Below are 23,053 nucleotides of genomic sequence, written 5' to 3' on the forward strand. Positions count from 1 at the left end.
GGGCGGCTTAAAGCGCCGAGGCGACGAGCGCCAGCGTCTTGTCGATGCCCCGTTCGAAGGCGAGTTCGGCGCGGTAATGTGCCCGGCCCGCCGCGCCCATGCGGTCACACTCCTGTGCGCCTAGGCCGGCCATGCGCTCGATCGCCCCGGCCAGCGCGGCGGCATCCTGCGGCGCGACGACCAGCGCCGCGCCCGATGCGCGCAGGATCTCGCCCGCCTCGCCGTCGATCCCGGCGATCACCGGGCGGCCGCTGGCAAGGTAGTACTGCGTCTTGCTGGGGATGGTGATGGTGAACAGCGGATCGTCGGCAATGTGCAGCAGCAGCGCGTCGGCAGCGGCGAACCAGCGGCCGATCGCCTCCTGCGGGACACGCCCCACGAAGCGCACGTTGGCAAGCCTGCGCCGTGCGGCCTCGGCCTCCAGCGCCGCGCGGTCGATGCCGTCGCCGACGAGGACCAGCGTGGCGGCCACGCCCCGCGCCTGCAGCAGGTCCATCGCCTCGAGCGCGGTGTCGAGCGCTTGCATCCGGCCCAGGTTGCCGCCGTAGACCAGCGTGAATTCGTCGCCCATGCCCAGCGCGGCCCGGTCCGGCGCGGGCAGGGCCAGGGCACTGGCATCGGCCCAGTTGTGCACCACGCCGACCTTTTCGGCCGGAACGCCCCGCTGCAGCAGGCGCCCGGCAATCCCCTGCGATTGCACGAGAATCCGGGCCGCGTGGCGATAGGTGAAATTGCACAGGGCGGCGAGCAGCCGGCCCATGCGCCCGGTTCCGGACATGCCGCTGACGGTCACCGTGTCGGGCCAGAGGTCCTGGATCTCGAGAATGAAGGGGCGCCGCAGCACCTTGCCCGCCAGCGCCGCCGCCACGCCCGGCGTGATCGGCGGGTGGTAGACGTACCACAGGTCGTACCGCCGCCCGCGCAGCAGCAGGTAGGCCAGCACCGAAGCGAAGAAGCTGAGGAAGTTGAGCGAGCGGCCCAGCGACGAGGTGTCGTGGCTGGGGTAGAGCGGCACGCGCTTGACCGTGACCCCGCCCAGCTCCTCCTGCTGGAAGGGCCGCAGGCGATAGCCGGGATAGACCTTGCCGGTGGGATAATTGGGAAACCCGGTCAGCACGTCGACGCTGTGCCCGGCCGCCTCGAGCGCGCGGACGAAGGCCGGGCCCTTGACGATATTGGGTTCGGGATCGAACCACTGCGTGACATAGAGGATGCGGGCCACGGCGAGGCGCTAGCCCCTTGGCGCAGGGCACGCAAGCAGGCCCCGTTCTCGGCGGTTGACGCCTCCGGGGGGCGCCCCTAACGCTCGCGCCCGTCTCACATTTCGCGTGAATTCAGGATCGGGCTTTCCCTTGACCATTTCCGTACCGTTTTTCGACTGGGCCGGCCTCTGGGCCGAGCGTGCCGACGAGTTCGGCCGCATCATGACCGACACCGCCGCGCGCGGGGGTTTCATCCTGCAGCGCGACGTCGACGAGTTCGAGGAGAAGCTGGCCGCCTTCCTGGGCGTGAAGCACGTGGTGGCGCTGTCCGACGGGACCAACGCGATGCACCTGGGCCTGCGGGCCTGCGGCGTGAAGCCGGGCGACGAGATCATCCTGCCGAGCCACGGCTTCATCGCTGCCGCGCAGGCGATCCATTTTGCCGGGGCCGTGCCCGTCCCAGTGGAAATGAGCGAGAGCGACTGGCTGATCGATCCGGCAGACGTCGCCCGCGCGGTGACAGCCAGGACGGTCGGCATCATGCCGGTCCACGTCAACGGCCGGGTCTGCGACATGGACCCGCTGCAGGCCATCGCCGACGAGCACGGGCTGAAGATCTTCGAGGACGCGGCGCAGGCCGCCGGGGCGCGCTACAAGGGCCGCCCCTCGGCCAGCTTCGGCGAGTGGGGAACCTACAGCTTCTATCCGTCCAAGACGCTCGGCTCGTTCGGCGATGCCGGCGCGCTGGCGACCGACAAGGACGAGGTCGCGCATGTCGTGCGCACGATGCGCAACCACGGCGCCGGGCCGGACAAGGCGATTCCCCGCGACGTGGCGATCTGGGGCACCAACTCGCGGCTGGACAACCTCCACGCGGCGATCCTGGTCTACAAGCTGTCGTATTACCAGGAAGCCATCGACCGCCGCCGCGCGATTGCCGCGCGCTACGACGCGGCGCTGCGCGACATCGCCGAGCTGCGCCTGCCCCCGCCCCCGAGCGAGGGCGGCGACTACTACGACATCTTCCAGAATTACGAACTGCGCGCGGGCGAGCGGCGCGATGCGTTGCGGGCGCACCTGGCGGAGCACAAGGTGGGCACGATCGTGCAGTGGGGCGGGGCGGGAATGCACCAGTTCCGCGGGCTCGGCTTCACGCAGGACCTGCCGCGGACCGACGCGTTCTTCCGCGAATCGCTGCTGCTGCCAATGAACCACATCCTGACGGAAGATCAGGTCGAGCACGTGATCGCGACCGTGCGGGGGTTCTTCGGCGCGTGAACCAGGCGCTGCAAAACGCGCCGGACACCCGCGCCCTGGCCCTCAAGCTGCGCAAGCACGTCGTGCGCATGACCCACCTCGGCCAGTCGAGCCATGTCGGCTCGTGCCTGTCGATGGCCGACATCATGGCGGTGCTGTACGGCGAGGTCCTCAACGTCGTCCCGACGCAGCCCAAATGGCCCGATCGGGACCGCTTCATCCTGTCCAAGGGGCATGCCGGCGCCTGCGTCTACGCCGCGCTGGCCGAACGGGGCTTCTTCCCGCCGAGCGAGCTCGACCGGCATTACCAGAACGGGTCGATCTTCTCGGGCCACGTCAGCCACAAGGGCGTACCCGGGGTCGAGATGTCGACCGGCTCGCTCGGCCACGGTCTGCCGGTGGCGACGGGCATGGCCTATCGCCTGCGCCTGCAGGGTTCGCCCGCCCGGGTGTTCTGCGTGCTGTCCGACGGTGAGTGCGACGAAGGCTCGAACTGGGAGGCCTTCCTGTTCGCCGCGCAGCACAAGCTGGAAAACCTGGTCGTGGTGGTCGACTTCAACGGCATCCAGAGCCTGGCGCCGACCGGCGAAACGATCGGGCTCGAGCCGTTCCACGAGAAGCTCGCCGCGTTCAACTGGGGCGTGAAGCGGGTCGACGGGCACGACCATGCCGCGCTGTCCGCCGCGCTCGGCAACGTGCCGTTCGAGGCCGGCAAGCCCTCAATCCTCGTCGCCGAGACGACCAAGGGCAAGGGCGTGTCGTTCATGGAGAACGCGGTGCTGTGGCATTACCGCTTCGCTCACGAAGGCCAGGAATACGATGACGCGATGGCCGAGCTGGCCGCCGCCGAAAACGCGCTGAAGGAGGCGGGCCATGCGTGACGCTTTCGTCCGCGCGCTGGGGGAACTCGCCGACCAGGATCCCGACATCATCCTGGTCAACGGCGACCTCGGCTTCGGGGTCCTGACCGACTTCATCGAGAACCGCCCGACGCAATACGTCAACGCCGGGGTGGCCGAGCAGAACATGACCGGCCTGGCCGCCGGCATGGCGCTGGAAGGCGCGCGGGCCTACACCTACTCGATCGGCAACTTCACCACGCTGCGCTGCCTCGAGCAGCTGCGGAACGATGTCTGCTATCACGAGGCCAACGTCACCGCGGTGGCGATTGGCGGGGGCTTTTCCTACGGCCAGCTGGGCATGTCGCACTTCGCGACCGAGGACCTGGCCATCCTGCGCGCGCTGCCGGCGATGACGGTCGTCGCCCCGTCGGACCCGTGGCAGGCGGTCGAACTTACCAAACAGTTATATGCCAAGGCGGGCCCCGCCTACCTGCGCATCGACAAAGACAAGGCCGGCCTTCCCGAAGCGCCGCACGACGTGACGCTGGGCAAGGTGCGCACGGTGCGCGAAGGTGCCGACGCCACGGTGTTCACCACCGGCGCGATCCTGGTCGAGGCGCTGGCCGCGGCCGAAGTGCTGGCGGGCGAGGGCATCGAGCTCATGCTGGTCGACGTCCACACCATCAAGCCGTTCGATGCCGCAGGCGTCGTCGCGGCAGCGCGCGCGACCGGCGTGGTGCTGACGCTGGAGGAGCACACCGTCGTCGGCGGGCTCGGCTCCGCGGTGGCGGAAGCGCTGCTCGATGCGGGCTCCGCGCCGCGCGCGTTCAAGCGGCTCGGCGTGCAGGACATCTATCCCTCGATCGTGGGCGACCAGCGCTACCTGCGCCGAGCCTACGGCCTCGATTCTGTTGCGCTCGCCGCGGCGGTCAGGGATGTTCTCGGCCGCGATGGCTAAGAGGCTCTTCGATGTCGTAGTCGCGTTCCTGGTGCTGCTGGCGGTCTCGCCGGTCATGCTCTGGGCACTATGGCGCGTCTGGGCCTTCGACAAGCGCGACCCGTTCTACCGCGCGCCGCGCGTCGCGCGCGGGAACGGCGATTTCACGATGATCAAGATCCGCTCGATGAGCGTGGGGGCCGACCGGACCGGCCTCGCCTCGACCTCGGCGGGCGATGCGCGGATCACCCCGGTGGGCCACCTGATCCGTCGCTGGAAGCTCGACGAGCTTTCGCAGTTCTGGAACGTGCTGACCGGCGACATGAGCGTGGTCGGCCCGCGCCCGCAGATCCGCGTGGGCGGCGTCGACCGCTATACGGCCGAGGAGATGCGCCTGCTCAGCGTGCGGCCGGGCATCACCGATCTCAGCTCGATCGTGTTCTCCGACGAAGGCGACATCCTGGCCGGCCAGGCCGACGCCGACGCAGCCTACGAGACGCTGATCCGCCCGTGGAAGAGCCGGCTGGGCCTATTCTACATCGACCATCGCAGCCTGGCGATGGACCTGCGGCTCGCCTGGCTGACCGCGCTCGCCATCGTCGACAAGCCGGCTGCGCTGCGCGGCGTGGACGCGATCCTCGCCCGCCACGGCGCCCCCGCCGACCTGCGCCGCGTCGCCCGGCGCGAGGCGCCGCTCGAACCTGCACTGCCGCCCGGCGCCCCTGGCAGCCCCGGCGCGGGCGTCGCGCTGGCCTGATGGCCCACGCGGTCCGCTTCTACCGCGCCGCCGACGGCGAGGTGCGGCTCCCCCCGCCCGACCTCGGCGACTTGAGTCTGACCCGCTGGCAGCCGCACCGCGACGGCCCGCCCACGGGCCTGTTCGCCGGCAACGCCAACCGCATCTGGTGGGCGATGGACCTCGCCGGCCAGTTCCCGCGCACCGACCTGACCGTCTACGCGATCCACCGGCGCGAGAATGGGGGCGACACGCTGCTCCACCGCCTGCTGGTCACCCCGCGCTGGCACCGCTTCCCGTTCATGGGCCGGCTGGACATGCAGATGGGCGACCTGTGGACCGCGCCCGCGATGCGCGGTCAGGGGCTGGCGGCAAAGGCGATCGCCGCGGTGCAGGCCGACTTTGCCGGCAAGTGCCCGGCGCTGTGGTACGTCGTGGACGAGGACAATGCCGCCTCGATCCGGTTGATCGAGCGGATCGGCTACCGGCTTGAAGGGACCGGCGTGCGGACCAGGCCCTTGGGCCTCGGTCCGCTCGGCCAGTTCAGGATGACGAGCGTTCGTCCGCGGCCTGGCTCTGGCCCTGGCCCAGCCGCTCCAGGCGCACGGGCCTGACGAACACCGTCTCGCTCGAGACCGTGCCGGCGGCATCTGCATAGAGTTCGAGCCATTGGAAGCCGCACGACGAAGGGACGGTCCAGCTCTCGCTCTTGTCTTCCAGCACCACGAAGCGGCCCAGCACGGCATCGTCCGCCGCGCAGCGCAGGCGCCATTCGAGCTCCAGCTTCACTTCGCCGTAGTCGCTCGTCACGCTGTTGCTGAACCGATAGCGGCCCGGGCGCAGCGCCAGCAGCTGGCGGGCCACGACACCGGCGCCCGAGCCCGAGCTGAGCAGGTCGAGCCCGGTGTTGCCGAACGAATCGGTCGACCGCGCGGCGTCGAAATCGGCGGTCGAGGTCAGCAGCCAGGTCAGCGGCTCCAGCCCTTCATGCTTGGCGAAGGCCGGGTCGGTCACTTCCGTGCCGATCGAGCGGGTACCCGTCAGGCCGCGCTCGAATTCGAACGCTTCGGCATAGGCCTTCTGCGCCACCAGTTGTTCCATCAGCAGGGCGCTAAGCTCCTGCCCCTGGTATTCGTAGTCCTTGCCCAGCGCGAGATAGATCTTCGCCAGGTTCTTCGTGCCGAAACCGCTGGTCGCGGCGGTGTAGAGGAATGCCTCGGTCCACGGCGGCTCGCGGCGCAGGATGCGCACGAAGTCCGGCACCAGGCCGGGTTCGGCCAGCGCGCGGGCGAGGAAGGGGAACATCTGGTTCTGTGCGGTGGCCGACACGCGCAGCGCCACGTCGATGTGCTGCAGCATCTCGGGCAGCTGCTCGCGCTTGGCCGCATCCTCGATCAGCCACAGGCGGGTCAGGAGGTTGCGCCTGCTGAGCGAATCGGAGGCCCGCATGATCGCCCCGGCGGCCTTCTGGTCGCCGCGTGCGTTGGCGGCCGCGCCATAGACCGCGAGCGCCTCGACCTGGGTCAGGTCGCCGACCAGCGCCTCGTAGGCCGCTTCGCCGCCTTGCTGCAGCGCGGGCGAATCGGCCGGCAGCAGGCTGGTTGCAGCCTTGCCCGAAGCCTGTTCGGCGGCGACCGACTTGAGCATGTCGGCCTTGGCCGCCAGCGTCAGGATCTCGGGATCGGCGGGTGCCAGACGGCTCGCCAGCAGCAGGCTGGCGGGCAGCCGGGTGGCGGTCTGCACCGTGCCTTCGCGCACCACGAGATAACCGGCGAACAGCGCCAGCACGACGAGAAGTATGGGCCGCAGGAGCCCGCGTTGCCGCATGACTTACTCCGTTACGCCTGGACGGTCGATTTGCCGTAGCCGTACTTGTAGTCGTAGGCGTAGCTGTACTGCGTGTGCTTGGTGCTGAACTTGGTCAGGACCACGCCGAGCAAGTTGATGTTCGCGCCGCGCAGGCGCTGCATCGCGGTACGCACGCGGCTGGTGCGGATCGCCCGCGCCTCGACCGCGTAGATCGTGCCTTCGACCGCCGCCGCGATAAGCGGCGCGTCGGCCAGGCCGAGGACCGGCGGCGAATCGATGATCACGTGGTCGATCCCGCTGTCGAGCAGCTTCTTGATGACGATCTGCAGCCGGTTGCCGACGAGCAGGTCGGCGGCGTTTGGCGGCTGCGGGCCGGCGGTCATGTAGCGCAGGTTCGGGTTGCTGGTTTGGTGCAGCAGCTCCTGCACGTTGTCGTGCCCGGTCAGCGCGTTCGACAGGCCTTCGCCGTTCTTGATGCCGAACTCGTGGTGGACCGACGGGGAGCGCATGTCGCCGTCGATCAACACGATCTTGCGGCCGCTGCGCGCCAGCGTGTGGGCCAGCGCGAAGGCGGTGGTCGACTTGCCTTCCTGCGGCCGGGTGCTGGTGACCGACAGCGAGGCCGGTGCGCCGTGCGCGGTCGACAGGTCGAGGTTGGTCTGCACCGCGATGTAGGATTCCACCAGAGAGGACCTGAGGTCGTTGAGCGCGGCGATCGGGTCGCCGTCCTCGGTCGTCGGGATGACCCCCAGCAGCGGGGCGTGCAGCACGCGGCCGACGTCGGTCGGTTCGGTGATGCCTTCGTCGATCTGCTCCATCAGCATGGCCAGCGCCGCGCCGAGGACGGCGCCGAGCAGCAGCGAGGCGAGCAGGTTGAGCGCGTGGTTGGGCGACGACGGGCCTTCGGGCACCTCGGCATTGTCGACCACCGAGATGTTGTTGGTCCCCACGCCGCCGGCGATGCCGATTTCCTTGTAGCGCTGCAGCAGGCCGTCATACAGCACGCGGTTGGTGTCCACCTCGCGCTGGTAGATGTTGTACTGGATCGAGCGGCGGCGCAGGTCGCTGAGATCGCCGGTGAGCGAGGCGACGCGGGCGCGCAGCGCGGTTTCGCGGGCACCCGCCGCGGTGGCGGCGCCGCCCAGCGTGGCGGAGATGCGGCTCTCTTCGCGCGCGATGCTGGTATCGAGCGCGTCGACCTGGTTCTTGAGCGCCTGGGCCGGCGGATAGTTCGGCTCGAACTGGGTCAGCAGCTTCTGGTACTCGGCCTGGGCGGCGGCGCGGCGATCGCGCAGCGAGGCGAGCGTCGCGTTGGTCAGTGCCTCGGCGCTGGCGGTGCCCGAGCGCGGCATGGCCTGCACGCGGATACGGTCGGCCTCGGCCTTGGCCAGCTCCTCGTTCAGCGTGGCGAGCTGGTCGGCCTGGAGCGAGCGCTGCGAAAGCGTGCGCCCGGTCTGCGTGTCGGTCGCCTGTTCGAGGTTGATGATGTTCTGCGCCGAGGCGTAGGCGACGAGGTCGCGCTCGGAATCCTCCAGCCGCTGGCGCAACTGCTCGAGCCGGTCCTCGAGGAACTCGCGCGCGTAGCTGTTGGCCTCGTAGCGGCGCTTGAGGTTCATCTCGATGAAGTTCGCGCCCCAGGCGTTGGCGATGCGGGCGGACAGCGCCGGGTCGGGCGTGGTCACCGCGATGTCGACCAGCCTGGACGAGCGGATCGGGGCGATCTCGACCGAGCCGAGCACGATGTCGACCGCCTGGCGGATCTTCGCCTGGCGCAGTTCGGCCGGGCTCATCCGCGGGCCTTCTTCTTCGGACGTCGCCGCGTCCTCGATACCGTAGGCGCCCTTGAACATCGGGTCGTCCTGCAGGCGCATGTTGCGCACGACCTGTTCGGCCAGCGCGTTGGAGGCCAGCAGGCCGTACTGCGTCTGGTAGAACTCGAGGTCGAATTCCGACGTCTCGCGCTCGACGCTCTGGATATTGACGACCTGCGCGCTGTCGCGGCTGATCTCGAGCCGCGAGCTCGCGGTGTAGAGCGGGGTGCGGGTGAACGAGTAGAGCAGGCCCAGGATCGTCACCAGGATGATGCTGCCCACGATCAGCCAGCGGCGGCGCACCAGGATGCGCCACAGGCGCAGCATCAGCGGCAGTTCGATGACGTTGGCTTCGGCCTGGGCGTTGGCGTTCACGCTGACCGAGGAAATGCGTTCCCAGGGCTGCGGCGAGGATTCGAGGGTGTTCATCGTCTTCTACCGCCTAGTTCAAAAGCGCTTGCAACAGCAGGATGACCGGCGACGCGGCGACCGGCGCGATCTGGCGGATCATCCGGGTCGAGGGCGAATCCCCGACCACCACGATGTCGTTGGGGTAGATCGGCGGATCATTGTAGGTCCCGCGGCGGATCGCGCCCAGGTTGTAGACCGCGGCCATCTTCTGGCCGCCGACGGTGCGGAAGATCACCACGTCCTCGACGTCGGCATCCTCGGTCGTGCCCTTGGCGGTGGCGACCGCGCGCATCAGCGAAAGGTTGCTGTTGGCCTGGAACACGCCGGGTTCCCTGACCTGCCCGTCGACGGTGATCGTGCGGCTGCGCGCGTTCTTGACGTTGACGGTGACCTGCGGGTTCTTGACGTAGGTGCGCAGGTTCGCGGCGATCGCGTCGGCCAGCTGGTTCTGCGTCATGTTGGAAGCGTCGATCGTGCCAGCCAGCGGAACCGCGACGCGGCCCTGCGCATCGGCCACGACATCGCCGCTCAGGTCCTCGACACCGAAGACGTTGACGGTCAGCTCGTCGAACGGGCCGACGGTATAGGCGGGCGAATGATCGTAGCGGTCGACCGCGGTGGGGGCCGGAAGGTCGGTCAGCGAAGTGACGACCGCCCCATCGGGATCGAGGCCCTTTTCCTTCTGCGAGGCGCAGCCGGTCAGGACCAGCAAGCCGAGCAGCCCGGCAAGTATCTGTTTCATCTGCAAATTCAATCCGATCCCCGAGGTCCCACCCCGACAAGACCGGCCCGTGGGCCGATCAGGCTTAACGGCGCCTGTCCTAAGCGCTGCGGCGGGGGGTTGCAAGCAATTGGGCCGATGCGGCGAGGCCGCTCAATACTGCGCCGAGCCCTTTTCGCGCCCGCCGCGCTGCAGCCAGACGCAGCCGATGACGAACACCGCCATGTGCAGCGGGGTGCGAAGCGGATAGTCGCCCAGGCTGCCGAGCAGCGCGATGGCCGTGGTGAGCGAGCCGATGCGCGCCAGGTTGTCGCCGATCGCGGCCGAGGCCGGGGCGCGCCAGGCGGCGAACGAGCGCCTTGCCCACCACACCAGGAAGGCGACGAACAGCAGCGCGGCCGGAATGCCGCCCTCGATCACGATCTGCACCACGTCCATGTGGGCGTGATTGAGGTACACCGTCTTGAGCGTCTCGACATCCTCGAACCGGCGGAACAGGCGGTCGAAGCTGCCGAACCCGCCGCCCAGCGGCAACATCTCGCGCGCCAGGTCCATGATCGGCGAGAGCAGCTGCAGCCGGTCTTCCTCGGCCGCGTTGGTCTTGAGCAGGCGCTGCATCGTGGGCGTGCTGGCAAAGCCGATCCCGGCCAGGACGATGGCGGCTGCCGCGGCGACCGGCACCGCCAGCGGGTGGCGCAGCCGTTCCAGCCAGGCCGAGCGCCCGCGGTGCTGCTGGCGCGTCTGCTCGCGCCGGGCGGAGGCCATCGTGGCATAGAGCACCGAACCGGCCAGCGCGCCGAACGCGCCCGTCAGCAGGCCCGCGCGCGATCCGGCGAGCAGCAATGTGGCGCCGATCATCACGCCCACCAGCGCGCTGACCGGCAGGCCCACGCGGCGCCAGGTCTCGTTCTCGCGGAAGCCGATCGGCAGCGCGCACAGGATCGGCAGCGCGATCGCCAGCAGGACCGCGTGGTGGTTGCGGTTGGCGAACAGGCCGACCATCGCGTCGGAATTGGTGATGCGGTAGTACCGCAGCGCCGAGCGGGTGCCCCCGCCGCCTTGCGCGAAGCCGAGCACCATGCCGATCAGCGCGATGGCGAGGATCGCCAGCGCCAGCCGCGGCAGGCGGTCGGCGGGAACCTGCGTCGCCAGCACCAGCATCGCCGCGGGCACGACGAGCGAGAGCAGCGCGTTCCAAGTCATGCCCGGCACCAGCGAAAGCGGCCGCCAGGTGTGCGGCAGGCCGATCGCGTCGACGATCCCGGCGTAGAACCCATGGCCGGGAATCGCCGCCCACACGCCGTAGGGCAGCGGGATAAGTTGCAGGGCCGGCAGCAGCGCGGTCAGCCCCATGAACCAGAACAGCGGGCGATAGCGCTTCAGCCGCACCGTGTTGGGCGCCCACAGGCCGGCCACCAGGAATGCCAGCGCGATCAGGCGCAGCGGCATCTGGCTGAGCGCGTCGGCGCGCGAGGCGCCGCCGATCAGCGCCACGACGGCCAGGAACGCGAGCGCGAGAATGAGGGTGAAGCGGTCTTTCATGGATATCCTTGCGTCCCGGCGGCGCTTTGCGCGAAGCGGGTGCGTTTGCCAACAGGCATCGTTCCTGTGCGGGGTCGGGGAGGCGCTAGGCGGCCTCGCCTTCGCGGGCCTGCAGGAACCAGCGATCCTCGCCCTCCAGCGCCAGCGCGGTCAGCACGCCGGTCTGGAAGGCGCCGGTATCGATGCCGATGCGGTGCGGGTGCTCCTGCACTTCCATCGCGATCGAGTGGCCGTGCACCACGACCTTCTCCAGCTCGCCCTCGAAATCGAGGAACTCGCCGCGGATCCAGCGCATGTCCTTGCTCGTCTGCTCGGCCAGCGCCTTGTCGGGCCGCACCCCGGCATGGACGAACAGGTAGTCGCCCAGCGTCATGCTGTCCTTGCCCCGGTCGAGGAAGCGCTTGTGCTCGGGCGGCACGCGCTCGGCGGCCAGCTCGGCCAGCTCGGTGTAGCTGCCGTTCTCGAACTCGGCCTCAGTAATGCCGTAGCTCGCCAGCGTCTCGCGCCCGCCGATCCGGGCGAACAGCCGCATCGTCTGCGCGTCGCCCTCGAGGGTCTGGAGGAAGACCTCCTCGTGATTGCCCTTGAGCAGGTGGACGTCCTTGCGCTCCGCGGCGAACTGGCGGGCCATCTCGACCACCTCGCGGCTGGCCGGACCCCGGTCGATCAGGTCGCCCAGGAAAATCACGATCTGCTGCGCCGCCGGGCGCGCGGCGTGATCGGCCTCGATCTGCCGCAGCAGCTTGCCCAGCAGGTCGGCGCGGCCGTGCACGTCGCCGATCGCGTAGACGCGCGCGCCTTCGGGCACGGCAGGCCGCGTCGGGGCGGGCACGAGTTTCTTGAAGAATTTTCCCAGCATCGTTCGTATCGTCCGGCAGCGGCCGGGCGAGGCGCCCTAGCCGAGTCTCGCCTGCCCGCAAAGCCCCGTTAGGGGCGCACGCTTGCCCGGGGCTGAACCGCCATCGTTGCAGGGAGCCCGGGCCGCGTCAGCCCAGCGCGATATCGGGCGCGTCTTCCTGCTTCATGCCGACCACGTGGTAACCCGCATCGACGTGGTGCGTCTCGCCGGTCACCCCGCTCGACAGGTCGGACAGGAAATAGAGGCCCGAGCCGCCGACGTCCTCGATCGTCACGTTGCGACGCAGCGGCGCGTTGAGCTCGTTCCACTTGAGGATATAGCGGAAATCGCCGATCCCGCTTGCCGCCAGGGTCTTGATCGGCCCGGCGCTGATCGCGTTGACGCGGATGTTCTCCGGCCCGAGGTCGTTGGCCAGGTACTTCACGCTGGTTTCCAGCGCCGCCTTGGCCACGCCCATCACGTTGTAGTGCGGCACGACCTTCTCGGCGCCGTAATAGGTCAGCGTCAGGATGCTGCCGCCGCTGCCGTCGCCCTTGGCGGTCATCATCGGCCGCGCGCGGTTGGCCACCGCGACCAGGCTGTAGGCCGAGATGTTCATCGTCATCAGGAAGTTGTCGAGGCTGGTGTCGACATACTTGCCGCGCAGCTCGTTCTTGTCGGAAAAGCCGATCGCGTGGACCACGAAGTCGAGAGTGTCCCAGCGCGCCTGGAGCGTTTCGAACGCCGTGTCGAGCGCGGCCATGTCGGACACGTCGCACTCGAAGGTGAAGTCGCTGCCCAGCTGTTCGGCCAGCGGCTTGACCCGCTTGCCCAGCGCCTCGCCCTGATAGGAAAAGGCCAGCTCGGCGCCGTGCTCGGCCAGTTTCTGGGCAATGCCCCAGGCCAGCGACTTGTCGTTGGCAAGGCCCATGATCAGGCCGCGCTTGCCCTGCATCAGACCGCTCATTCGTCAGGTTCCTCCTGCTTCTGCGGCACCACCAACCCCACTGCGTCCTGTTTCATCCTGTTCGCCAACGCCATGGCGGCCCGTTCCCGGTTGTCGGTCTGGCCAATGTGGTCCTCGACTTCCTCGGGCGTTTCGGCCAGCGCCGCGTTGAGCTCCGCGCCCATAACCATTCCCAGTCCCACGAGCCAGAAAAAGAACAGCGCGATCATCATGCCCGCCAGGCTGCCGTAGGTCATGTTGTAGCTGAACACGGTGCGCAGCAGCGGCGGCAGCGACAGGGTGACGACGATCCACCACAAGGTGACGAGCAGCGCGCCGGGCCACTTGGGATAGCGCCGCGTGCGATAAAGATGCGGGGTGAGGGTGTAGAACAGCAGGTAGAGCGAGCCGTAGAGCCCGAAGGCCGGGATCAGCCGCGACAGCGAGAGCTGGCTGAGGCCGTCGGACAGTTGCGGGAAATAGGCGTCGATCACCTCCTGGGCGGCGCCGATCAGGACCTGCGCGATCAGGCTGAGCATCAGCAGGATGACCGCCCCGACGATGATCCCGCTGGAAAACAGGCGATACTTCCAGAACGCCGCGGTTGCCTGCGTGCCGTAGGCGCGGCGTAGGATGTCGCGGATGGTCTCGATCAGGCTGCCCACGGTCCACAGGCCCACCAGGCCGCCGGCCCACAGCAGCCAGCCGCTGCGCTGTTCGATCACGTCGCGCGCCACCGGGCCGATCACGTCGGCGACGATCGGGGGCAGGGCCAGCAGGATGGCGTTGATGCTGGCGGCGCGTTCCGTCTCCTCGCCGAAGAAGCTGAAGATCGCCGCGCCGGTGATGAAGAAGGGGAAGATCGCCAGCACCGCCATGTAGGCAAGGTTGCCGGCATGGATGAAACCGTCGTTGTAGGTGCCGATCGCGACCCGCTTGATCACCTCGAAGATCCGGGTGCCGGGCCCGACATGGCGGCGGACATGGTGGCCCATGCCGCGCATCTGGTTGAGCGCCTGCCGCCGCCGTCCTTCGGGGGAAAGATCTTCGACCGGGGGCCCGTGAAGGTTCTGGTCGGGGAGGCCCGGCGGCGTCATGGGGAGGGGGTTCTATCAGTCACGGTCGCTCTGTCGAGCAACCCAACCCGCGAAAATGCCTGCGCGTTCCGCGAATGGGCCGCCGCGCGCCTGGCCGGAGCCGGCGCAGAGGTGAAGGAATGCGTTCGTGCTACTGGCCCAGCTTGGCGCGCGGGTTGCGCGAATCGGTCCACCCATCGAGCCGCGCGGCCAGATCGCTCACGTCGTCGGGCAGGTCGATCTCGATCGTCACCAACTGGTCGCCGCGGCCGCCGCCCTTGGTGGAAAAGCCCTTGCCCTTGAGGCGCATCACCGTGCCGCCGCTGGTGCCGGGCTTGAGCGTCAGCATGACCGCGCCGTCGACCGTGGGGACCTTGACCCTGGCCCCGCGCACCGCCTCGTCGAGCGTGACCGGCAGGTCGAGCCGCACGTCGGCGCCGTCCTTGCGGAAAAAGGCGTGGTTCTCGACCCCGATGGTGACGATGGCGTCGCCGTGCCCGGCCGGGCCGGGCTCGCCCTTGCCCTTGAGCCGCATCTGCGTGCCGTCCTCGGTCCCCGCGGGGAGCTTGAGGTCGATGGTCTTGCCGTCGGCCAGGGTGATGCGCTGCGCCTTCAGCGTGGCGGCGTCCACGAAGGGCACACGCAGTCGGTACTGCACGTCGGCACCCTTGCGCGGCGGTGCTTGGCGGCGCTGGCCGCCCGGTCCGCCCATCGTGCCGCCCATGCCCCCGGCCGGGCCGCCGGCGCGCCCGCCGAACAGGCCTTCGAAGATGTCGCCGATGTCGATCCCTTCGGCCCCACCGCCGAAACCGCCCTGGCCACCTGCGGTGCGGAAGTCGCGCGGGTCGAACCCGCCGTGCGGCGATCCGCCGTTGAAGCCGCCGCCAAACGGACCGCCGCCCCCGCCGAACCCGCGCGGATTGCCCTCGCCGTCGATCTCGCCCCGGTCGAACTGCGCGCGCTTGCTCGCGTCGGACAGCAGGTCGTAGGCGCGGGTCACGTCGGAAAAGCGTTCGGCCGCCTTGGGGTTGTCCGAATTGCGGTCGGGATGCAGCTCCTTGGCGAGTTTGCGATAGGCGGACTTGATGTCCTTCTCCGTCGCGGATCGGGACACGCCAAGGGTTGCGTAGGGATCGGCCATGGTGTGCTAGCTAGGTAATGCACGCGCCGGGCGCAAGCGCGGGGTTTCCTACACGATTCGGCGGGAGTAGGGCGGCGCGATGACCCGGCCCGCAAAACCCCCACGGCGAGCGTTGCAAGGCAGCGCTTCGGTGCCGCTGCCGAGCGGTTCGCGCGCCGGCGGATTTTTCGCTCCTGTACCGTGTAACATCCGGTCCATGTCCGTGGCTGCCGGGGTGGCGGGATGAGCGGGGTCGAGGGCGAATTGCCCGCGTCCGATCCCTTCGGACTGTTCGACGCCTGGTTCGCCGAGGCGCGCGCGGCCGAGCCCAACGATCCCAACGCCATGGCGCTCGCCACCGCCACGCCCGATGGCTTGCCCTCGGTGCGGATGGTCCTGCTCAAGGGCCACGGCAGCGACGGCTTCGTGTTCTACACCAACGCGCACAGCCGCAAGGGCGGCGAGATCCGCGCCAATCCCAACGCGGCGCTGCTGTTCCACTGGAAGTGCCTGCGCCGCCAAGTGCGCATCGAGGGCCCGCTGGCCGAGGTGAGCCCGGCCGAGGCGGACGCCTATTTCCATTCGCGCGCCCGCGTCTCGCAGCTCGGCTCCGCCGCCAGCGAACAGTCCGCCCCGCTGCCCGGCCGGCAGGTCTATCTCGACCGGGTCGACGAGCTGGCCGCGCGCTATCCCTCGGGCGACGTGCCGCGCCCGCCGCACTGGACCGGCTTCCGCCTCGCGCCGCGGGCGATCGAATTCTGGATCGACCGGCCCAACCGGCTGCACGAGCGGCGCCGCTTCACGCGCGACGGGGAGGGGTGGGCCAGCACCCTGCTCTACCCATGACCCCCGAAAGCCGCGCCGAGCGCGCCCGGCTGACCCGCAGCGCCGCGCTCGCCTCGATCGCGATGGCGCTGTTCCTCGGTGTGCTGAAGGGCTGGGCCGCCTGGCGCACCGGATCGACCGCGATGCTCGGCAGCCTGGCCGACACCGCGCTGGACCTGATCGCCAGCCTGGCGACGCTGTGGGGTGTATGGTTCGCGGCCCAGCCGGCCGATGCCGAGCACCGCTTCGGCCACGGCAAGGCAGAGGCACTGGCTGCCTTCGTCCAGGTCATGCTGATCACCGTTTCGGCGGCGGCCATCCTTTTTCGCGCCACCGGCCAGCTCGCCGCGCCGCACGAAACCGGCGCGGCGGAGGAAGGGATCGCGGTTTCCACCATGGCGATCCTCGCGACCTTCGTCCTGATCGGCTGGCAGCGCCACGTGGTCCGCAAGACCGCCAGCATCGCCATCCACACCGACAGCCTGCACTACACCTCGGACCTCGCGCTCAACCTTTCGGTCATCGCCGCGCTGGTGCTCGACCAGTATCTCGGCTTCGACCGGGCCGACCCGCTGTTCGGCATCGGCATCGCGCTGTGGCTGCTGTTCGGGGCCTGGCGCGCGGCGAGCACGGCGGTCGACCAGCTGCTCGACCGCGAATGGCCGGAGGAAAGGCGTCTGCAGTTCGTCGCCGCCGCGGCCGAACACCCCGAGCTGTCGAACCTGCACGACCTGCGGACCCGCAGCAGCGGGGCGCACGATTTCGTCCAGTTCCATGTCGATCTGCCGGCCGAGCTGACCGTGGGCGAGGCGCATGACATCATCGAGCGGGTGGAGAAGGACCTGCTCAATCGCTTTCCCGGGGTCGAGCTGCTGATCCACATCGACCCGCTCGGCCACGTCGACGAGCCCGACAATCCCCTGGTCGAGGAGGACCAGTTCTCGCGGCTCGAAGGTGACGGGTGATGCTGTCCTTCCGCATCGTCGACGCCTTCGCCGCGCGGCCGATGGCGGGCAACCAGGCGGCGGTGGTCCAGCTGGAGCAACCCCTGCTTGACGCCGCGATGCAGGCGATCGCGGCCGAACTGTGTCTGCCCGCCACCGCCTTCGTGCGCGCGGCGGATGGCGGCGCGGCCGACGTTGCGTGGTTTTCCCCCACCGGTGAAATTCGCCTCTGCGGGCACGGCGCGCTCGCCGCGGCCGACACGCTCCTTCCGCCGTCGCCGGGGGAAGCCCTGACATTGCGCACCAGGCACGGAGTGCCGATCGAGGCGCGGCGCGCCGCCGACGGGCAGGCCGAGATCGCGATGCCCGCCATTCCGGTGGAGCGCGGCGAGTGGCCCGAGGCGGCCGCGATGCTGGGCGGCGATCCGCAGGAGGTGTGGCGCAATCCGGGGCGCTACAACGTGTTCGTCTACCGGTCGGAGGGCGAGATCCGCGCGCTTGCCCCCGACCTCGCCGGGCTGGCGGCGCTGGGCGACCACCAGATCGCCTGCACCGCGCCGGGCACAGCGACCGACATCGTCAGCCGCGTGTTCACCGGGGCCGGCGGCGGGCGCGAGGATGCGGCGACCGGGTCGGCCCACGCGGTTCTCGCGCCGCTCTGGGCCGCGCGGCTGGGGCGCGGCGACCTCACCGCCCACCAGACCTCGGCGCGGGGCGGGGATCTCACCTGCCGGCTCGAGGGCGACCGCGTCTGGCTCGGCGGCCGATGCCACCTGGTGGCCGAAGGGCGGCTCTATTCCTCGGGATAGAGCGCGGCGATCCTGGCGATCTCGTCGACCAGGGCGGGGCGCATTTCGTTGTCGGTCTTGCCCAGGCGGACGATGGTAAGCCTGCGGCTGGGAATGACGATCACGTACTGGCCCAGGTGGCCGACGGCGGCGAACGCGTCCTTCGGGCCCTGTTCGGGAAAGAGCACGTGCCGCTCCTCCCCCGAATCGCGGTTGAGCCAGGTCAGCGCGCCGTAGTCCGGGGCGCGCGGGCTTGGCGCGGTCATGAACTCGATCCACCCGCGCGGGACGATCTGCGTGCCGCGCACCGAGCCCTTGTGCCGCATCATCTCGCCCAGCCGGCCCCAGTCGCGCGCGGTGGCCCAGATCATTGATCCGCCCAGCATCGTGCCGCTGCGGTCGAACTCGCCGAGGAACGACTGCGCGCGAAGCGGGCCGTTGAGCCGGCTGGTCATGAACTCGGTCACCGCCAGCCGCCGCTCGTCGGGCGTGCCGTCGGGGGCCAAGACCCGCGCGGCGATGTCCGACAGGATCATGGTGGAAGGGGTGGAGTACTGGAAATGCCGCCCCGGCTCGTGGTCGAGCGGCTGCTCTTCGGCCCATCCCGCCATGTCGTCGCGCCCGTCGAGGAACATCATCCGGACCTCGCCCGATTCGTAGACCGGGTCGGCCTGTTCCTGGTGCCGCAGGCCGCTGCGCATCTGCATCAGCTGGCGCAGCGTGATCTCGCCGCGCGGATCGCCCGGCCGGCGCCAGGCCGGGATCGGCGGCGAACGGTCGAGATGCAGGCGCCCCTCGGCCACCAGCGCGCCGATCATGATGCCGGTCACGGTCTTCGACATCGACCAGCCGATGAACGGCGTGCGCGGCCCGTAGCCTTCGCCATAGCGTTCCGCGGCGATCTCGCCGGCATGGTAGACGACCAGCGCGCGCGTCTCGCCGATCGCTTCGGCGGAAAACAGCCCGTCGACCGCGCGGGCCAGCTTCTCGCGCGGCACGCCCGGGCTTTCGGACACCGCCTCGAGCGCCTCGGGATCGACCGGCGGAAGCACTTCCGTGCCGCCCCCGCAGGCAGCCAAAAGCAGGGCTGGCAGCATCGCCAGGGCAAGGCTAGGGAGGCGGCGGCGCGGCATCGGGCGCGCTACATCCTCCAGGCAGGACATGATGGCAACCGCAAAGACATCCCGGCCGCCCGAGCGCCAGCGGACCCGCCAGCGCGGCCGCCCGCTGTGGCTCAAGGCGCTCGTTCTGCTGGCCGTCGCGGGGCTCGCCGCGTTCCTCTTCTGGCGCGAGCCGATCATGGGCCTGACCCGCACCGGGGCCGCCTACGGCGCGCACGTCGCCTGCTCGTGCCGCTACATCGCCGGGCGCGACATCAAGGACTGCAAGAAGGACTTCGAGCCGGGCATGGCGGCGGTCTTCCTGTCCGACCATCCCGACGAGCGGGCGGTAACCGCCTACGTCCCGCTGCTTGCGGCCGAGACCGCCAGCCACCGGCCGGGTTACGGCTGCGTGCTCGACCCGCTCGACGAATAGGGGCGGGTCCCGGCGATCCATCCTCCGCCGACCACGCGCTCGCCGGCATAGAGCACCGCGGCCTGACCCGGGGCGACGCCGTATTCGGGCTGCGGGAAGCGGATCCGCGCGGTTCCCCCGCCACCCAGCGCGCCGTCCAGCACGATCGGCACCGGCTTGGCGAGGCTGCGCACCTTGGCGCTGAGCGGCGCATCGGGCAGCGGGCCGATGCGGTTGGTCTCGACCAGGGTCGCCTCGCCCACCGCGAGCAGGCGCCGGGGACCGACCCGCACTTCGGCCGTCGCGGCATCGAGGCCGACGACATAGAGCGGTTCGGGCTGGCCGCCGATCTCGAGCCCGCGGCGCTGGCCGACGGTGAAATGGATTACGCCGCCATGCCCGCCCAGGGCTTCGCCGGTCTCGGCATGAACGATCAGGCCGGGGCGCGCGCCTTCCGGGCGGACGGAGCGGACGATCTTCGCGTAGTCGCCGTCGGGCACGAAGCAGATGTCCTGGCTGTCGGGCTTGGCCGCCACGGCAAGGCCCAGGCGCTCGGCGATCGCGCGCACTTCGGCCTTGGGCAGTCCGCCGAGCGGGAAGCGCAGGTAGTCCAGCTGCTCCTCGGTCGTGCCGTAGAGGAAGTACGACTGGTCGCGCGCCGGATCGAGCGCGCGGTGCAGTTCGGGCCCGCCCGGCCCCGCCACGCGCCGCACGTAATGCCCGGTCGCCAGGCAATCCGCGCCAAGCTCGCGCGCCATGCGCAGCAGGTCGGTGAACTTGGGCCCCATGTTGCAGCGGATGCAGGGGATCGGGGTGCGCCCGGCGAGGTAATCGTCGGCGAAGCGCTCGACCACTTCCTCGCGAAAGGCGCTCTCGTGATCGAACACGTAGTGCGCGAAGCCGAGCCGGTCGGCCACGGCGCGCGCGTCGCGGATGTCGTCGCCGGCGCAGCACGCGCCCTTGCGTCCGGTCGCCGCACCGTAATCGTACAGCTGCAGGGTCACGCCGATCACTTCGGCCCCGCTCTGCGCGGCGAGCGCGGCCACGACCGAGCTGTCGACGCCGCCCGACATGGCCACGACCACGCGGCTTTCGCGTGCCGGGCGGGGCAGGTCGAACAGGGTTGCCGGGTCGAGGGCGGGGGAAAGTGCGGCGTTCACGACGGCCCGGCCCTTACACGGGCAGCGCGCGCCCGCAAAGCAGTCGCCTAATACCGGGTAAACGGGTGCTTTACCCGATCTTGACGGTTGACCGGCTATCGGCGGGGCATGTTCGAAGGGAAACCCCCCAAATCCGGTGCCGCGACGCCGGTAACGTTCGAAGGCGAACTCAGGCCGGTGAGCTGGTCCGACCTCGTCGCGCGGCTCGATGCCGTGCGCGGCCTGCGCGCCGGCCTCGAACAGGCGCCCGCCGACCGGCCGGGTTCGGAACGCGATGCCAGTTTCGACCCGGGATCCGCACGGCACATCGCAGCCCTGCCCGATGGCAAACACGGCGTTAACCTTGATGTTTTAGCGGATGGCAAAGCCGCCGGCGACATCAGTCTTCCGCACGAACACCGCTCTGCGGGCGGCGATCCGAGGGATAAATGATCGAGAACCAGAAAATACGTCCTGCGCAGGTTATCGGGCCGCTCGGCGAGCCGCTGACCATCGCCGACCTGCCTTCGCCGGAAACCCGGCGCTGGGTCGTTCGCCGCAAGGCCGAGGTGGTTGCCGCGGTCAACGGCGGGCTGCTGACGATCGACGAGGTGCTCGAACGCTATAACCTCACCCTCGAGGAATTCGCGTCGTGGCAGCGCGCGGTCGACCGTTCGGGCATGCAAGGCCTGCGGGTCACGCGCATCCAGCATTATCGCGATCTCTACGAGCGCCAGCTGAAATATTGAGCACTCCTTCCGGCACGTGAATCGCCGGAATCGTTCACTTTTTTAGGTTAATTGCAGATCTCCGGGTCGCCAGCGGTGCAGGCCCCGGGGAACGCACACGCTTCAGCCCCGTTTTCGCCCCAACTCACCGTTTTTTGAGGAGGAGTGAAGAACATGGGACTTATCATTGCAATTATCGTCGGCGGCATCGCCGGCTGGCTGGCCAGCATCGTCATGCGTCGCGACGCCTCGATGGGCATCGTCATGAATGTCATCGTCGGCGTCATCGGCGCGCTCCTGGGTAACTGGCTCCTGGCCCCGCTCCTCGGCTTCGGCGGCAGCATCCAGACGTTCGATCTCGGCGCCTTCGTGATCGCCATTCTCGGCGCGATCATCCTGCTGGCGATCGTCAACCTCATCCAGCGCAAGCGTATCCGCTAAACCGGAGCGTTGCTTTGCTACATCGGAAGGGCGGCCCGTTTCGGCGGGTCGCCCTTTCTCGTGTCTGAGACAAAATATTACTCGTCGGCCCCCCTGCGCCGTTGGTAGAGGGCATCGTTGCGCAGCGTCGCCGGGTAACCTAGGCGCGTCGGCGCCGCCGCAGGTGCTTTTGGGTGCGGTGCGGCATTTACTGTGTTATGCCCTCCGTGGGCTGCCAGCGGGGCTGTGATTGCGCGCATGAATTACGAGACGACAGTCAATCCCGATATCGATGGGCGCCAGGTCTTCCTCGATCCGGAGGCGGCCGACGCTGCGCGCAAGCGCAAGCGGCTGTGGATCGCGCTCGCCGTGCTGGGCGCGCTGGCACTCGTCGCCTGGCTCGTCCTCACCAGCGGGAGCGAGGAAACCGACTTCGCGCCGCGTCAGGGGCAGATTGCCGCCGTCACCGTCATTTCCCCCGGCCGCGGCACGATCGAGGGCATGATCAACGCCACCGGGACGATCGCCGCCCGCCGCGAACTGCCGGTCGGCAGCGTGGGCGAAGGGGGCCGGATCGTCTCCGTGCCGGTGGAAGCCGGACAATGGGTCAGCGCCGGCCGGGTGCTGGCGGTGATCGACCGTTCGGTCCAGAACCAGCAGGCCGCCAGCCAAGCGGCACAGATCCAGATCGCCCGGGCCGACGCCGATCTGGCGCAGTCCAATCTCGACCGCGCGCTCCAGCTCGTGGAGCGCGGGTTCATCTCCAAGGCCGATGTCGACCGCCTGACCGCCACGCGCGACGCCGCCAATGCCCGCGTTCGCCTGGCGCAGGCGCAGTATGGCGAGCGGCAGGCGCGCAACAACCAGCTCAGCATCATCGCCCCGGCGGCAGGCCTGCTGCTGGAGCGCAACGCGGATCCCGGCCAGGTCGTCGGCGGGGGTTCGGGCGTCCTCTTCCTCATCGCCCGCGGCGGCGAGATGGAGATGCTGGCCAAGCTGGGCGAAAGCGATCTTGCCGTGGTGCCGCAGGGCGCCAGCGGGATGGTCACCCCGGTCGGCACCGAGAAGCAGATTTCCTGCCAGGTTTGGCAGAAGGCACCGGTCATCGATCCGCAGACCCGCCAGGGGACGGCGCGCTGCGCGATGGCCTATGCGCCCGAACTGCGGCCCGGCGGCTTCGCATCGATCACCCTGCAGGGCGGCACCGTCGTCGCCCCGATGCTGCCCGAGAGCGCCATCATGAGCGACGAGAAGGGGGCTTACGTCTACATCGTCGACAAGGACAACAAGGTGCAGCGCCGTTCGGTCAAGACCGGCACGGTGACCGACGAGGGCATTGCTGTCGTCGAGGGGCTGACCGGCAGCGAAAAGATCGTCGCGCGTGCCGGCGGGTTCCTGACCCCGGGCGAGACGGTGAAGCCCATCGCCGCCGGCAAGTAGAGCGCC

24 protein-coding genes are annotated in these 23,053 nt (G+C 69.4%); 13 read left to right on the forward strand and 11 right to left on the reverse strand.

Translation table 11 applies throughout. The annotated features are described in order from the left end of the window. Nucleotides 1-7 precede the first annotated feature (7 nt). Nucleotides 8-1,222 carry a glycosyltransferase family 4 protein gene (locus ACWPMZ_RS00080; RefSeq protein ID WP_455701995.1) on the reverse strand — a complete coding sequence of 405 codons (1,215 nt, stop codon included), beginning with the start codon at nt 1,220-1,222 and terminating at the stop codon, nt 8-10. A gap of 130 nt (nt 1,223-1,352) precedes the next feature. Between ACWPMZ_RS00080 and ACWPMZ_RS00085 the strand changes: the two genes are divergently transcribed. Genes ACWPMZ_RS00085 through ACWPMZ_RS00105 form a run of 5 tightly spaced genes read left to right on the forward strand, consistent with a single transcriptional unit; the run spans nt 1,353 to nt 5,588 of the window. Then, nucleotides 1,353-2,480, forward strand: a complete 1,128-nt coding sequence (locus ACWPMZ_RS00085; RefSeq protein WP_455701996.1) for a DegT/DnrJ/EryC1/StrS family aminotransferase — start codon at nt 1,353-1,355, stop codon at nt 2,478-2,480. Next, nucleotides 2,477-3,340, forward strand: coding sequence for a transketolase (locus ACWPMZ_RS00090; RefSeq protein WP_455701997.1), 864 nt, complete (start codon nt 2,477-2,479; stop codon nt 3,338-3,340). The genes ACWPMZ_RS00085 and ACWPMZ_RS00090 overlap by 4 nt, the downstream gene beginning before the upstream one ends. Then, the gene (locus ACWPMZ_RS00095) at nt 3,333-4,259 is read left to right on the forward strand and encodes a transketolase family protein (protein ID WP_455701998.1); all 927 of its coding nucleotides are present in this window, start codon (nt 3,333-3,335) and stop codon (nt 4,257-4,259) included. The genes ACWPMZ_RS00090 and ACWPMZ_RS00095 overlap by 8 nt, the downstream gene beginning before the upstream one ends. Then, entirely contained in the window at nt 4,252-4,995 is a 744-nt protein-coding gene (locus ACWPMZ_RS00100; RefSeq protein WP_455701999.1) for a sugar transferase, read from the forward strand. Before ACWPMZ_RS00095 ends, ACWPMZ_RS00100 begins: the two co-directional genes overlap by 8 nt. Next, the gene (locus ACWPMZ_RS00105) at nt 4,995-5,588 is read left to right on the forward strand and encodes a GNAT family N-acetyltransferase (RefSeq protein ID WP_455702000.1); all 594 of its coding nucleotides are present in this window, start codon (nt 4,995-4,997) and stop codon (nt 5,586-5,588) included. Before ACWPMZ_RS00100 ends, ACWPMZ_RS00105 begins: the two co-directional genes overlap by 1 nt. On the opposite strand, the gene ACWPMZ_RS00110 is transcribed toward ACWPMZ_RS00105, so the two are convergent. The 8 genes from ACWPMZ_RS00110 to ACWPMZ_RS00145 all read right to left on the reverse strand — a co-directional run bounded on the left by ACWPMZ_RS00110 (nt 5,518) and on the right by ACWPMZ_RS00145 (nt 15,269). Continuing rightward, complete coding sequence (locus ACWPMZ_RS00110) at nt 5,518-6,801, reverse strand: hypothetical protein (protein ID WP_455702001.1); 1,284 nt, start codon at nt 6,799-6,801, stop codon at nt 5,518-5,520. The two genes, ACWPMZ_RS00105 and ACWPMZ_RS00110, sit on opposite strands and share 71 nt — an antisense overlap. Nucleotides 6,802-6,812: 11 nt before the next feature. Continuing rightward, the gene (locus ACWPMZ_RS00115) at nt 6,813-9,023 is read right to left on the reverse strand and encodes a GumC family protein (protein ID WP_455702002.1); all 2,211 of its coding nucleotides are present in this window, start codon (nt 9,021-9,023) and stop codon (nt 6,813-6,815) included. Between the two features lie 13 nt (nt 9,024-9,036). After that, the gene (locus ACWPMZ_RS00120) at nt 9,037-9,747 is read right to left on the reverse strand and encodes a polysaccharide biosynthesis/export family protein (protein ID WP_455702003.1); all 711 of its coding nucleotides are present in this window, start codon (nt 9,745-9,747) and stop codon (nt 9,037-9,039) included. Between the two features lie 132 nt (nt 9,748-9,879). Further along, nucleotides 9,880-11,268 carry an O-antigen ligase family protein gene (locus ACWPMZ_RS00125; RefSeq protein ID WP_455702004.1) on the reverse strand — a complete coding sequence of 463 codons (1,389 nt, stop codon included), beginning with the start codon at nt 11,266-11,268 and terminating at the stop codon, nt 9,880-9,882. 85 nt (nt 11,269-11,353) lie between these two features. Continuing rightward, a complete protein-coding gene (locus ACWPMZ_RS00130) occupies nt 11,354-12,127 on the reverse strand; it encodes a metallophosphoesterase family protein (RefSeq protein WP_455702005.1) in 774 nt (257 codons plus the stop codon). 127 nt (nt 12,128-12,254) lie between these two features. Further along, nucleotides 12,255-13,073 (reverse strand): enoyl-ACP reductase FabI, encoded by an 819-nt coding sequence (gene fabI / locus ACWPMZ_RS00135; RefSeq protein ID WP_455702006.1) that lies wholly within the window; start codon nt 13,071-13,073, stop codon nt 12,255-12,257. After that, a complete protein-coding gene (locus ACWPMZ_RS00140; RefSeq protein ID WP_455702007.1) occupies nt 13,070-14,149 on the reverse strand; it encodes a YihY/virulence factor BrkB family protein in 1,080 nt (359 codons plus the stop codon). The genes fabI and ACWPMZ_RS00140 overlap by 4 nt, the downstream gene beginning before the upstream one ends. Before the next feature lie 130 nt (nt 14,150-14,279). Further along, nucleotides 14,280-15,269, reverse strand: a complete 990-nt coding sequence (locus tag ACWPMZ_RS00145; RefSeq protein WP_455702008.1) for a DnaJ C-terminal domain-containing protein — start codon at nt 15,267-15,269, stop codon at nt 14,280-14,282. Between the two features lie 222 nt (nt 15,270-15,491). On the opposite strand from ACWPMZ_RS00145, the gene pdxH reads away from it, so the two are divergent. The 3 genes from pdxH to ACWPMZ_RS00160 are packed head-to-tail and all read left to right on the forward strand — an operon-like array spanning nt 15,492 to nt 17,826. Then, nucleotides 15,492-16,094 carry a pyridoxamine 5'-phosphate oxidase gene (pdxH, locus tag ACWPMZ_RS00150; RefSeq protein WP_455702009.1) on the forward strand — a complete coding sequence of 201 codons (603 nt, stop codon included), beginning with the start codon at nt 15,492-15,494 and terminating at the stop codon, nt 16,092-16,094. Further along, nucleotides 16,091-17,038, forward strand: coding sequence for a cation diffusion facilitator family transporter (locus ACWPMZ_RS00155; RefSeq protein ID WP_455702010.1), 948 nt, complete (start codon nt 16,091-16,093; stop codon nt 17,036-17,038). The genes pdxH and ACWPMZ_RS00155 overlap by 4 nt, the downstream gene beginning before the upstream one ends. Beyond that, complete coding sequence (locus ACWPMZ_RS00160) at nt 17,038-17,826, forward strand: PhzF family phenazine biosynthesis protein (RefSeq protein WP_455704144.1); 789 nt, start codon at nt 17,038-17,040, stop codon at nt 17,824-17,826. The genes ACWPMZ_RS00155 and ACWPMZ_RS00160 overlap by 1 nt, the downstream gene beginning before the upstream one ends. On the opposite strand, the gene ACWPMZ_RS00165 is transcribed toward ACWPMZ_RS00160, so the two are convergent. Continuing rightward, nucleotides 17,811-18,938: a serine hydrolase domain-containing protein gene (locus ACWPMZ_RS00165; RefSeq protein ID WP_455702011.1), complete on the reverse strand. Its 1,128-nt coding sequence runs from the start codon at nt 18,936-18,938 to the stop codon at nt 17,811-17,813. The genes ACWPMZ_RS00160 and ACWPMZ_RS00165 overlap by 16 nt on opposite strands. A gap of 31 nt (nt 18,939-18,969) precedes the next feature. On the opposite strand from ACWPMZ_RS00165, the gene ACWPMZ_RS00170 reads away from it, so the two are divergent. Continuing rightward, complete coding sequence (locus ACWPMZ_RS00170; RefSeq protein ID WP_455702012.1) at nt 18,970-19,341, forward strand: hypothetical protein; 372 nt, start codon at nt 18,970-18,972, stop codon at nt 19,339-19,341. Here the strand turns inward: ACWPMZ_RS00170 and mnmA are convergent. Then, nucleotides 19,308-20,480, reverse strand: a complete 1,173-nt coding sequence (gene mnmA, locus ACWPMZ_RS00175; protein ID WP_455702013.1) for a tRNA 2-thiouridine(34) synthase MnmA — start codon at nt 20,478-20,480, stop codon at nt 19,308-19,310. The genes ACWPMZ_RS00170 and mnmA overlap by 34 nt on opposite strands. A 108-nt stretch (nt 20,481-20,588) precedes the next feature. On the opposite strand from mnmA, the gene ACWPMZ_RS00180 reads away from it, so the two are divergent. The 4 genes from ACWPMZ_RS00180 to ACWPMZ_RS00195 all read left to right on the forward strand — a co-directional run bounded on the left by ACWPMZ_RS00180 (nt 20,589) and on the right by ACWPMZ_RS00195 (nt 23,047). Continuing rightward, on the forward strand, nt 20,589-20,912 hold the full coding sequence (locus ACWPMZ_RS00180; protein ID WP_455702014.1) for a hypothetical protein: 324 nt from the start codon (nt 20,589-20,591) through the stop codon (nt 20,910-20,912). Next, nucleotides 20,909-21,208: a CtrA inhibitor SciP gene (sciP, locus tag ACWPMZ_RS00185; protein WP_455702015.1), complete on the forward strand. Its 300-nt coding sequence runs from the start codon at nt 20,909-20,911 to the stop codon at nt 21,206-21,208. Before ACWPMZ_RS00180 ends, sciP begins: the two co-directional genes overlap by 4 nt. Before the next feature lie 153 nt (nt 21,209-21,361). After that, nucleotides 21,362-21,628, forward strand: a complete 267-nt coding sequence (locus ACWPMZ_RS00190; protein WP_455702016.1) for a GlsB/YeaQ/YmgE family stress response membrane protein — start codon at nt 21,362-21,364, stop codon at nt 21,626-21,628. Between the two features lie 237 nt (nt 21,629-21,865). After that, a complete protein-coding gene (locus ACWPMZ_RS00195) occupies nt 21,866-23,047 on the forward strand; it encodes an efflux RND transporter periplasmic adaptor subunit (protein ID WP_455702017.1) in 1,182 nt (393 codons plus the stop codon). Nucleotides 23,048-23,053 lie beyond the last annotated feature (6 nt).

This window comes from Tsuneonella sp. HG222 (assembly GCF_053819185.1).